Source organism: Chryseobacterium sp. 14P4.3.2 (assembly GCF_057799275.1).
Map to the genome: position 1 here is coordinate 1 of NZ_JBYOKO010000010.1, position 12,142 is coordinate 12,142.

A 12,142-nucleotide genomic window follows, 5' to 3' on the forward strand; every position below is an offset into this window, starting at 1 on the left:
CTGCCTCTTTTGTAAAATTGAGGTGAAATTGGTTAATAAAATGAACCGAAAGAATAAAATTTTACAATAAAATCATTTTATTATAGATGTTAATGGATTGGTTATGAGAATAGTATTTGGGTTTTAGCCTAAGGGTACTAATTGAATTTCTGAAGTATTTTGAATTAGTGACAAAGGTTTAGGAGCATACCTATAGTTTTTAAGCAAAGACTAAATTCTATAAGTTAGCCGTTCAGGTAAGTAAAGAGGGGTATTTCAAAAATAGGATATTTTATAAGCATATTGTACTGCTTCCAGCACAAACTTATAATTTTCATAATGTTATTTTATCTGATCAGATAGGTACAGACTGCTTTTGGTAATCTTAAGAAGATTTGTCTTTTCAGTATACCAGTCTACAAACTTATCGTATTCCGGCTTATTGTTTGTCTGCCATTCATTAAAAGCTTCCTGATCTCCCATTTGAAAAATGTAATGATTATAAGCGTTAAACAGGTCATTGTTCTCCATTGTTTTATGATAGCTTAATAATACATTTGAAGGACTGTAATTATTATTAAAATATTCTTTCAGTAATCGTTTCCTTATGGATGACAGCGTTTCCAGATTAATTTCTTTCTCACCAGCTGTAGCCACTGCGAAGTGTCTGCTGAAAACGATACAGAAAGGAAGGTTACCAGGCTTGCTATTTTTTTCAATAATCAGTACGGCCTGGCAGAGATCAATTGTAGTATCCTGGTTCGTGAATTTTACAGCACTTTTATAACTGTTGTATAAAAGTTTACTCATTTCTTTCGAACGGGAAGTAGTACGTTCCAGATTTAAGAAAATCTCACCATACATGAGACCGTACAAAATATCTTTAGAGTTCAGATATAATTGAGAAATTCTGTAATAATTTGATGGGTACATTGGTTCTGCTCTGATCCCTTTTTCATAGGTTTCAACAGCTGCTTTTATTTTTCCCTGAGATTCCAGAACAACACCTTTTTCCAGATATAATCTTCCGGAAGCAGGAAATTTTTTTAGCCCTTCATCATAACTTTTTATTGCCTGTTCAGGATTACCGGAAAGATCATAAGCATTTCCGAGTAGTGCATAATAATAGTCATTGATATTGGAATAACCTTTGATTTTTTCCAACAGCAATATCGCATTTTTGTAATCTGTTTTTTTGATATAGGCTAAAGCAATCTCATAAGGGTAAGTATAATCTTCCGGATCTTTTATTTCACATTCTTTCAATATAACTATAGCTTCATCATATTTTTCTTCATCAATCAATTTGACTGCATCATATACTTCTTTACACTTAAATGTAGTTTTTTGAGCATTAATGAACGAAAAGGCAGCTATCGCAGTGATAAGAAAGATTGTTCGTACCATGGAATTTCAGATATTAGTTTTCATGCAAAGATGCATTTTTATCTCTTAAATAAAAAGAGCGGTAAAGACCGCCCCAATTATCTGACAATATTTTTTATCCGTATACACAACCACATCCTGTTTCCCATTCCTGGCAAAAACGCATAGGCTCATTACAGCTGCTGCCGCCTCCGCCTCCAGGATTACTGCTGCCACCTCCACCACTGGAAACTCTATAGCAAGTACCATTACTACAGTAGTATGAACCGGAGGTGGGAGGACAATAGCCGTCCATATCACAGAATGCATAGGCACTATCACCTCCACTAATTAATACAAGCTGACTTCTTTTTAATTTTTTCAAATTTTTCATAGTAAGTAATGTTTAATTTGTTGATTACTAATATATAAAAATATTAAAACACTTGTGAGTGTTTTAGTTGAAAAAGAGTAATGAATTACTTTGAGCCCTATTTACTTTATTCAGCCTATATTATTTCTTATTGGAGTGGAAGTTCTGATAGTGTTTAATTATAACTGCAATAAAAATTTTTCACCATAATTAATCCATATCTAACGTCATGAAAAGAGCTATTTCTTCGGGATTTTCATATAACCTTGTATTCAGCCCTGTAATATTGAATCCCATTCTTCTGTAAAACTGAATAGCAGGGTAGTTGGTGTTTTGGGTTTCAAGTTCAATGACTCTGCTTTTTAATTTTCTGGCTTCTTTAATGGCGCCTTTAATCAGTTGGATTCCGATTCCCTGTCGTCTGTGTTTTTCGTCAACTAAAATATTTTCAATATAAAAACTGTTATTCCATGCTCTCTGTTCACAGATGATCCAGCCTGCCAGTTCTCCATTGATATAGGCACCAAAAGAATTTCCTTTTTCAACAATATGATTAAGTTCTTCAAGTTCATCTGAACCGGTTTCCCAGATTTTGCTATATGAAATCAATTTTTCTTTCAAAATAAATTCAAGAGACCCTGCCAGCTCAATAGACGAAACTGAATATATTCTGTCTGTGGTATAGCCATTATGCCCCCAGTTTACGCTGGGGTTATGCACTAGTTTTTCCAATGTTTTTATTTCCAAAATAGTCCCGCTTAATTATTTAATTTCTGTACAGATTTCTATAAGATAATGATCAGGATCTGTGATATAGGCGGTTTTTTGTCCCCACGGTTTTACTGTAATATCTTCATAAAGAACAGCCCCGTTTTGAATGGCCTTTTCAACCAGAGCCTCAACGTCATCTGTTACAAATCCCAGTTCTATTCCAAAAGGTTTGCTGCTTGTTTTTGAGGTTAAAAACCCCTTCTTTATATTGGAACCGGCCAGATCAATAGAAGCAAATGATAAACCTGTTTCTCCGGTAATCAGCTCTCCGTAATCTTTTTCAGAAGTAATGAACTTTATTTCTGCATTGAATGTGTTTTTATAAAAATTCATAGACTGCTCCACATTTTCAACGTATAGAATAACATATTTGAACTTGATCATAATATCAGATTTAGTAATGAGTACTGAATTAAAATTGTTTTATTTATTTAAAATATAAGCTTCATCCACCATCAGTTCTACATGAGGCCCGTTCAATGGATAATAAGTAAGACCTTCAAGATGTCCAAAATTTAGAAGCGGGTATTTTTCTGTAAGATATCTTACTTTACTTCCAAAAGAATTGATATGAACTTTTTGAATGCTATCTTTTCTCTGTCTGCCGTTGGAGAAAAAAAGCATCAGGTTACAATGGTTTTTAAAATCAAAATCATGATAGTAAAATACATGAAGATTTTCTTCCCTGCAGATCTGTACCAAATCTTTAATGAAGTTTTTTTTATGATCTAAAGGCAGGTTACAGTCTATTCTTATAGAGTAATTTTCAGCATTACTTTTCTTAAATTCCGAACCTGTCATCTGAATAAACCGATGTTTTATATTTTCAAACGCTTCTCTTTCCGGAGACCAACTTTTAGTGGTCTGGATTTTGAAAGGAATACCGGAATCCAGTAATATTGCATTTTCATGAATCAGTAATTTTTCTATTTCAGTGGCGAGCTGGAAATGATAATCAAAAAGCTGACGGTCCGAAATGTTAATAATCAATCGATTTTCATTGATATTAAGAAGTATGAAGCTTTCTTTGAACTGTTTTTTCAGATCTTCCAGCTTTTGGATAAAATTGTTAATATGATCAACCTGTACTCTGGCTGCCAGATTTGCTTCATTATCGATATGACCTCCATATCCCTCAAAAAAATTAAAAAACTTGAAATGGTATAAATCTTCAGGAAACTTAAAATACCAGTATACTCCTAAAATCATGGTTGGTTGAGTTGATGAATTGGATAAATATCAAAATTAAATAAAATTTCACACTCCAAGACTTTCAAAACCCTTAAATTTGTCTTCAATAAAAATTTACTTGGATGCTTAGGAAAATTTCAATTGCGGCAGTTACTTTTTTGTCCGTAGTTACAATCAATGCACAGAAGAATAAAAATACCCAGCTGGAAAGACCGAAATTAGTGGTGGGTCTGGTCGTAGATCAGATGCGTTGGGATTATTTATACCGTTTTTATGGCAAATTCGGAAATGACGGTTTCAAAAGACTGTTGAATACAGGATATTCTTTAAATAATGTACATATTCCATATGTTCCTACTATTACAGCTTTGGGGCATACCTGTATCTATACAGGTTCTGTACCGGCAATTCATGGTATTGCAGGAAATGACTGGACAGATAAAGAAACAGGTAAAGGTGTATACTGTACGGCAGATGAAAGCGTTCAGCCTGTAGGAACCACCAATACAAAAATTGGCAGCCACTCTCCCAAAAACCTTTGGTCTACCACAGTAACGGATGAGCTGAGACTGGCAACCAACTTCCAGGGAAAGGTAATTGGTGTTTCTCTGAAAGACCGTGCCTCTATACTTCCGGCAGGACATACGCCAAACGGAGCTTTCTGGTTTGATGACAGTACAGGGAATTTTATTACAAGTACATGGTATATGAATGATCTTCCTCAATGGGTAAAATCATTCAATACACAGAACCTACCGGAAAAACTGGTAGCAAATGGCTGGAATACCTTACTCCCGATCAATCAGTATACAGAAAGTGCGCCTGACAATTCTCCATGGGAAGGATTACTGGGAAGTGCAAAGACCCCTACATTCCCTTACAGCAATCTGGCTAAAGATTATCAGGATAAAAAAGATAATATCCGCTATACTCCTTTCGGAAATACGCTGACACTGAAGCTGGCAGAAGCTTCTGTAGAAGGTGAAAAACTGGGTGGTGACAATATTACAGACTTCTTGGCAATTAACCTTGCTTCTACAGATTATGCCGGACACAAATTCGGGCCTAACTCTATTGAAGTGGAAGATGTTTATATCAGATTAGATCAGGATCTGGCAGAATTCTTTAATTATCTGGATTCAAAAGTTGGAAAAGGAGAGTATACTGTTTTCCTTTCTGCTGACCATGGTGGAGCACACTCTGTAGGATTCCTGAAAGAACATAAGATCCCGACAGGTTTCTTTGGAGAAGGAGCTCAGAAAGATCTTAACCAAAAACTGAAAGAGAAATTCGGAGCTGATAAATTAATCAATGCTATCGATAATTATCAGATCTATTTCGACAGAAAAGTATTGGCTGACAGTAAGCTTGAATTAGATGACGTAAGAAACTTCGCCGTTAAGGAGCTTGAAAAAGACCCTACTGTTTTATATGCCGTTTCTGTAGATAAAGTTCAGGAAGCAAGTATTCCGGAACCTATCAAACAAAGAATTATCAACGGAATCAACAGACAGAGAAGTGGTGATATTCAATTGATTTCTCATGACTCTATGCTTCCTCCATACTCTAAAACAGGAACTACACACAGTGTATGGAATTCTTATGATTCACATATTCCATTAATCTTTATGGGATGGGGAGTTAAGCAGGGAGAAAGTAATAAGGCTTATTATATGACCGATATTGCTCCTACTGTTTCTTCGTTACTTAAAATTCAGTTTCCAAGCGGAAATGTTGGAAATCCAATCACAGAGGTTATTGGTAAATAATTGAACAAAATGATTCGATCATATAGAACTGCCTTCATTTGAGGGCAGTTTTTTATTTTACTTATAAAGGTTAATTTACGCTTTAGGAGTGTTGTTCATCAAATCATTAGTAGAGATGATGTTTCGAATGGCTGTTTTTGATATTGAGAACAGTCATTTTACTTTTGTTTATTTTAAAGAAGAATCTATGGGAAAAGAAGCCGTGGTTTGCAGATTGGTTTTTTGGCTAATAGATATAAAAAGTTATCTTTGCAAAAATTTTGGTTTCCAGTATATTGGAATGAAAAGGGAATCGGGTGAAAGCCCCGGACTGTCCCCGCAACTGTAAATCGCAACTAAAAATTTCTGCAAGCAGCCACTGTATACAACGGGAAGGTGCAGAATGCGAAAGTCAGGAGACCTGCCAGAGTTATAACCAAAAAACATATTGCTTTCGGAGGAAAAGTAAAATAATATGGATATAAAAAGATCTTTAGCACTGCTTTTTTCATCTTATGGCTGTTTTCTTTTCGGACAAGAGAAAGCCATTGATACTATTTACATCTTCGACAACCAGATGAACAGGGTAAAACTCTTTCATCCGGTGAAAACCATTACAGCCGAAGATACAGAGAAAAATTCTACTAACCTTTCAGAACTGCTCAGGTTTCAATCTCAGGTTTATATTAAAGAAAATGGACGTGGGGCTGTTTCTTCACCTTCTTTCAGAGGAACCACCGCACAGCAGACCGCCTTTGTATGGAACGGAATTAATATCAATTCCAACTTTCTGGGACAAGGAGATATCAACAATATGCCGCTGTTCGGGTATGATCAGATCGGAATAAAAGCCGGTGGTGGAAGTGTGGTATACGGAAGTGGGGCTATCGGAGGAAGTATTCATATGAACAATACTCTTGATTTTAATAAGGGATTTCATGGGGGACTATTTTCAGAGGTGGCTTCTTTTAATACGTTTAATAACTTTGTTAAAGGATCTTACAGCAATGACAGGTTCAGCTTTAAAGCTTCGGGAAATTACTCAGTAAGTGAAAATGATTATAAGGTAAGCGACCTTAATTATATCAACAGGAACGGAAATTACTACAATACTACATTTAATGCAGGAGCTTCCTATAAAATAACTGATGAGCATAAAGTTTCGTGGCAAAGCCAGTTTTTTGACTCTTCACAGCATTATCCTATCTATGAAGAAACAGAAACGAAAACGAAATATAAAAGCCAGAGTGTAAGAAGCCTTATCTCATGGGACTGGAATAAAACAAAATTCAGCAACTCTTTCAAAACTGCTTATACAGAAGAAAATTTTCAGTATTTTGGAGCTTTGGATCTGCCTAAATCCAGTGGTGGTACAGGAAAAAACTATATTTTGAAAAATGATTTCAATTATTTTCTGAATTCAAAGTGGAATATTAATCTTATAGGAGAATTTCAGGTCAATAAAGGAGAAGGTTATAAAAGTGGAATAGGGGATGTAAGCAGAAATGTAGGTTCAGTTTCCGCATTGTTAAGATATTTCGCAACAAAGGACCTGCGTTTTGAAAGTGGGTTTAAAAAAGATTTTGTGGAAGATATCAATTCTCCGGTTCTGTATTCTTTCTCCGGAAAATGGGATACTTCAAAATGGTATAATGTAGGGCTTAATTTATCCAAGAATTTCAGATATCCGTCATTTAATGATATCTATTATGAGCCGGGCGGGAATAAGGATCTGAGACCGGAAACCTCTGTTCAGGTAGATATGAACCACGAGTTTAAAGTGAAGAATTTTAAACTTACCGTTTCCCCTTATTACATGGGAGTGACCGATCTTATTGTATGGCTGCCTACAGCTCTTGGGTATTGGCAGGCTTTCAACGTTAATAAATCCGAATCATATGGATTGGAATCTCAATTGTCTTTTAATAAACAATTGGGGAATCATAAGATTGGGCTGAATGCCGGGTATTATTACACGAGATCGATTGATAAGGAAACCCATAAACAGCGACCGTACGTTCCAATGCACAGAGCAACAGCAAATGTAGATTATGAGTATAGCTTCCTTAAATTCTTTGCACAGGGACTATTCAATGGGATTACTTATATAACAGGTGATGAAGACAGGAAAACAGCAATTGATCCTTATTTTATTTTAAATACCGGTATTTCGGCGACGGTTTCCAAAAGATATACCTTAGGAGTTAAAGTCAATAATGTAACAAATACCTATTATAAAACAGTTTCTTTCTACCCTTTGCCTAAAAGGAACTACAGCGTTTACGCGGCAATAAATTTTTAAAAATTAAAATTAATATATTATGAGAATAACCAGAATTTTAACAGTGCTATTTGCATTTGTACTATTGTTTAACATTTCTTGTAGCAGTGACAATGAAAGTTATGAAATTTCGCCAATCACGTATCAGGATGGGTATTTTATTTCTAACGAAGGAAACTTTAAAAGTAACGGTGCTAATGTAACGTTTCTTACAAGAGATTTAAGCCTGCAACAAGATAATATCTATGCTTATAATAATAACAATGAAATATTGGGAGATGTTCTTCAGGCAATAGGTCTTAACGAAAATAAAGCTTACCTTGTGATGAACAATTCTAATAAAATTGTAGTGGTGGATCGTTATACTTTTAAGAAATTGGGTACAATCACAGATCAGATCAACAATCCAAGAGGTATTACCTTCGCGAATGGATTTATCTATGTAGCTAATACCAATTTCTCTACCAATGTTAACAGTGTAACGAAGTATAAAATTTCTGACCTGTCATTTGTAAAGAAAATCGACTTTACTGAAGTTGCAGATAAAATTGTAGAAGCAGGTGGAAATGTTTTTGTACAGAATGCTTCATCAGGGTATGGAAATAAGATTACTTATATTAATACAGCTACTGATAATAAGACTGAGATTACTATTCCAAATGGTCAGATTGGTAGAACAGTTTCCTATAACTCTGATGTGTACACAATTTCAGGTACTACTGCCAATTCTTATATTTATAAAATTTCAAGTACAGGAACTTTGACACCAGTTGTTACATTAACGGGAATTCCAAACGGAACGAATCTTCAGATTGATAATGGTAAGTTTTACTTTAGTTCAGGAAACAAAATTTATACAACAAGTATAGCTGCTCCAGTAGTTCCTGCTAATCCATTACTTACTGTTGCAGATAACGGACCATCTTATTATGTTCTATATGGATTTACAGTTGTAGACGGAAGAATTTTCGCTTCAGATGTTAAGAAATTCGAAGGAAATAGTGAAATGACAGTATATTCTGCAAGTACAGGAGGTAAAATCAGATCTTTTATAACAGGAGGTTTGGGAGCTAATGGAACCTATGTAAATCCATAATAGACCATAATAAAATACAGCATATGAAAATATAATTTTTTATTTTTTTTCATCATTTGTGTTTTTTGTCCGGGCGGTTTCTCAGAAACCGCCCGGGTTTGTTTTAATAGTAGATACAAAAGAGCCCGGCGGGATGGAACATCCCGCCGGGCTCTTTATTTATTTGTCAATAAGATTATAGTGTTAATCCCAACTTTTCAGCCTCAGCAATTACAAACTTGGTAGCCTCTTCCTTTTCATTGGGAATCTCGCCTTCAAGAATAGCTTCTTTTACCTTTTCTTTTAAAATTCCAATCTCACGGCCTGGTTTAAGGTTAAACATTTCCATGATTTCCTCACCGGTAATAGGCGGTTGGAAGTTTCTTACCTGATCCTTTTCTTCTACCTCTTTTATTTTTACCGCTACATACTCAAAATTTCTTTTGAATTTATCCTGCTTTTTAGAATTTTTAGTGGTGATATCAGCCTTACATAAAGTAAAAAGATCTTCAAGATTTTCACCGGCATCAAATAAAAGCCTTCTTAATGCAGCATCTGAAGCATCGTCTGTAATCAAAGCGATAGGACGTGATGAAAGCTTTACCATTTTCTGAACATACTTCATATCACTTCCCAAAGGCAGTTTCAGCCTCTGAAACAAAGCTTTAACCATTTTCGAACCCAAAAATTCATGCCCATGAAAAGTCCAGCCTGTACCTTCCACAAACTTTTTCGTAGGAGCTTTTCCTATATCGTGAAGCAACGCCGACCAGCGCAGCCAAAGGTTGTCCGTATTCACAGAAATATTATCCACAACCTCAAGTGTATGGTAAAAATTATCTTTGTGAGTCTGACCTTCCACCTCTTCCACACCCTTCAGTTCAATAAGTTCAGGAATGATAAGTTTTAGCAGGCCTGTTTGCTCCATTAGGCTTAATCCTACGGAAGGCTTTTCTGATAACATGATTTTATTGAATTCCACCATGATTCTTTCCATAGAAACAATCTTGATTCTCTCAGCTTCCTGTTGTATTGCCCGCAAAGAATTCTCTTCTACCGTAAAATTTAAAGTAGAAGCAAAACGTACTGCTCTCATCATCCTTAACGGATCATCAGAGTAGGTTTGAGCTGGCTCTAAAGGCGTTCGTAAAATTCCCTTTTCAAGGTCGTCAATCCCATTGAATGGATCGATAAGTTCACCAAAATTATCCTTATTTAAAGAAATAGCCATCGCGTTGATGGTAAAATCTCTTCTCTTTTGGTCATCCTCCAGACTTCCACCTTCTACTTCAGGTTTTCTGCTGTCTTCTGTATAGCTTTCTTTTCTTGCACCCACAAACTCCAGTTCAAGTTCTTTGTACTTGATCATCGCAGTTCCGTAGGTTTTAAAAACAGAAACCTTTAATTTTGGATCAATATCCTGAGCAACATTCTGGGCAAGCTCAATACCGCTTTGTTCCGTTACAAAGTCTATATCCGTAGAAGCCTTTCTTTTCATCAGAAGGTCACGAACATATCCACCCACAATATAGACAGACTGGTTGTTTCTTTCTGCCGCTTCAGAAATAATTTTAAAAAGTTTTAAATTCTTATTTTGGTTAAGATTAATTTTCATCGTTAATAATAGTGTCAATTTCTACCAATGGATCTCATTAATCATAATGAGCATACATTTTACTAATTTTTCCTTCTTCATTAAAAAGCATGACCTCTACGGCATGCTTGTCCATAATCGACTTATAAAATAATGCTACAGAATCCACTCCCGCTGTTGAACGGATCAAATCGAAATGGAGATCCGGGAATTTTTCCAATGCCGTTCTCCAGTATTCACGAACTGCTTTTTTGCCTTTTAAAGAGCTTTCTTTACCTCCGGTAGCCAAGACTATCATTGGAGTTGTAATCTCAATATCTTCAGAATAATGGGATAGGATATCCTCTAAATCATGAGAGTTCCAGGCATCTACCCATAGCTTAGCAAATTCTTGATGATTCATAGCCTATATTTTATGAGTTGAGTTTGCAAAGATAGAATTAAAAAAAAGAAATCCTGCCGATGCTTACCGCCAAGACTCTAAAAAATAAACTGATCAGTAAAGGTTTTTACTCTCTAAGAACTTTTATCCTGTTGTCACTCCATATTTTGATCACCGAAGAACCTGAATATTCAGATACTTTTTCTCTATCTTCTTCCACGGCATAATCCACAAGACTGATCATCTCTTCAGAAATATCAGAAAATTTCAAAGGGCTTTTCTCACCACTGAAGTTGGCAGAAGTAGAAACCAATGGCTTATTCAGTTTTGAAATCAGTTTCTTGCAAAAATCATTCTTTACAAGGCGAATACCGATACTCCCGTCTTCCGCAAGAAGTTCTTTAGGTAAGCCTCTAGGGTTTTCATAAACTATAGTCACAGGTTTTTCACTAAGATCAATGATTTCCCAAGCCATTTCCGGAACATCCACAAGATCCTGGAGTCTTTTTTCTGACTCTACAAGGATGATCATAGATTTATTTTTTTCACGTTTCTTAATGTCAAAAATTTTATTGACCGCCTCTATATTAGTAGCATCACAGCCAATTCCCCAGATGGTATCTGTAGGGTAAAGAATAGTTCCGCCAGACTTTAATATTTCGATAATGTTTTCCATAATTTTACCTGAATTCAAACCAGTCTATAAAGGTAGAGAATCTGTTAAATTTGGGCAAAAAAATAAGATATAAATATGATTGGTTTTATAGGTTTCGGCTAAAACCAATGAAGGGGAATTTATTTTTAAATGAGCATTAGGCTATTCCTATTAATGGGTATTGCGAATATTATTCAATAGTAATGTTGCGGTTTTATCCAATTCAACAAAAAATAAAAAAGAAATTTCGGCTTTAGCTAAAACCTATATTTTAAAATGATATTTTTCAATAAACTCTTTATATTCATCGGTATAACTTTTTTTCTGATGATGTTTTTCCTGATTTTTAATATAATTCCTTACAGAGTCTACGATTGATTCAGAAACTGAAACTGCAAAATACTCATCCTGCCAGGCAAACTTTTCTTTTGTGAGATGGTTTTTATTAATCCAATAAGAAGATTCACCTTTTAATAATTGTACAGTTTTTTCAATATTCTGATTGGCTCCAAGAGAAATTAAACAGTGGCAATGATCCGAATATCCATTAATCATATCTAAAAAGATTCCTTTCTCTGTAGCGTATTCTTTAATATGTTTCCAGACCTTTATTCTTACATCGAAGGTGTTAAGAATTGGAGCTCGGTTTCTTGTTGAAAAAACAAGATGGATATAAATTTTAATAAATGACATTTGCGTTGTTTTTATCAAATATAATATTTTAAAAT

At 35.0% G+C, this 12,142-nt stretch carries 12 protein-coding genes and 1 riboswitch; of the genes, 3 read left to right on the forward strand and 9 right to left on the reverse strand.

Features of this window, described 5'->3' with window-relative positions; genetic code table 11:
- Positions 1-321 precede the first annotated feature (321 nt).
- The 5 genes from AC27VX_RS14940 to AC27VX_RS14960 all read right to left on the reverse strand — a co-directional run bounded on the left by AC27VX_RS14940 (position 322) and on the right by AC27VX_RS14960 (position 3,697).
- Entirely contained in the window at positions 322-1,386 is a 1,065-nt protein-coding gene (locus AC27VX_RS14940; RefSeq protein ID WP_488696409.1) for a tetratricopeptide repeat protein, read from the reverse strand.
- A 94-nt stretch (positions 1,387-1,480) separates the two neighbouring features.
- Positions 1,481-1,738 carry a hypothetical protein gene (locus AC27VX_RS14945; RefSeq protein ID WP_488696411.1) on the reverse strand — a complete coding sequence of 86 codons (258 nt, stop codon included), beginning with the start codon at positions 1,736-1,738 and terminating at the stop codon, positions 1,481-1,483.
- 189 nt (positions 1,739-1,927) lie between these two features.
- Positions 1,928-2,449, reverse strand: a complete 522-nt coding sequence (locus tag AC27VX_RS14950) for a GNAT family N-acetyltransferase (RefSeq protein ID WP_488696413.1) — start codon at positions 2,447-2,449, stop codon at positions 1,928-1,930.
- Between the two features lie 30 nt (positions 2,450-2,479).
- On the reverse strand, positions 2,480-2,872 hold the full coding sequence (locus tag AC27VX_RS14955; protein ID WP_236855638.1) for a VOC family protein: 393 nt from the start codon (positions 2,870-2,872) through the stop codon (positions 2,480-2,482).
- Positions 2,873-2,911: 39 nt separating this feature from the next.
- Entirely contained in the window at positions 2,912-3,697 is a 786-nt protein-coding gene (locus tag AC27VX_RS14960; protein ID WP_488696415.1) for a hypothetical protein, read from the reverse strand.
- 104 nt (positions 3,698-3,801) lie between these two features.
- Here AC27VX_RS14960 and pafA point away from each other — a divergent pair, with 104 nt between their 5' ends.
- The 3 genes from pafA (at position 3,802) to AC27VX_RS14975 (ending at position 8,804) form a co-directional block, all read left to right on the forward strand.
- Positions 3,802-5,448, forward strand: coding sequence for an alkaline phosphatase PafA (pafA, locus tag AC27VX_RS14965; RefSeq protein ID WP_236855636.1), 1,647 nt, complete (start codon positions 3,802-3,804; stop codon positions 5,446-5,448).
- A gap of 244 nt (positions 5,449-5,692) precedes the next feature.
- A riboswitch (cobalamin riboswitch) is annotated at positions 5,693-5,870 on the forward strand.
- A gap of 32 nt (positions 5,871-5,902) precedes the next feature.
- A complete protein-coding gene (locus AC27VX_RS14970) occupies positions 5,903-7,729 on the forward strand; it encodes a TonB-dependent receptor plug domain-containing protein (RefSeq protein WP_488696417.1) in 1,827 nt (608 codons plus the stop codon).
- 19 nt (positions 7,730-7,748) lie between these two features.
- Positions 7,749-8,804: a YncE family protein gene (locus AC27VX_RS14975; RefSeq protein WP_300689746.1), complete on the forward strand. Its 1,056-nt coding sequence runs from the start codon at positions 7,749-7,751 to the stop codon at positions 8,802-8,804.
- Between the two features lie 175 nt (positions 8,805-8,979).
- Here AC27VX_RS14975 and AC27VX_RS14980 read toward each other — a convergent pair whose 3' ends face one another.
- The 4 genes from AC27VX_RS14980 to tnpA form a co-directional block, all read right to left on the reverse strand.
- A complete protein-coding gene (locus AC27VX_RS14980) occupies positions 8,980-10,398 on the reverse strand; it encodes a CCA tRNA nucleotidyltransferase (RefSeq protein WP_236855633.1) in 1,419 nt (472 codons plus the stop codon).
- A gap of 37 nt (positions 10,399-10,435) precedes the next feature.
- A complete protein-coding gene (locus AC27VX_RS14985; RefSeq protein ID WP_300689742.1) occupies positions 10,436-10,780 on the reverse strand; it encodes a nuclear transport factor 2 family protein in 345 nt (114 codons plus the stop codon).
- Between the two features lie 106 nt (positions 10,781-10,886).
- The gene (locus tag AC27VX_RS14990; protein ID WP_236855631.1) at positions 10,887-11,435 is read right to left on the reverse strand and encodes an L-threonylcarbamoyladenylate synthase; all 549 of its coding nucleotides are present in this window, start codon (positions 11,433-11,435) and stop codon (positions 10,887-10,889) included.
- A 243-nt stretch (positions 11,436-11,678) separates the two neighbouring features.
- Entirely contained in the window at positions 11,679-12,107 is a 429-nt protein-coding gene (tnpA, locus tag AC27VX_RS14995; RefSeq protein ID WP_300689736.1) for an IS200/IS605 family transposase, read from the reverse strand.
- Positions 12,108-12,142 lie beyond the last annotated feature (35 nt).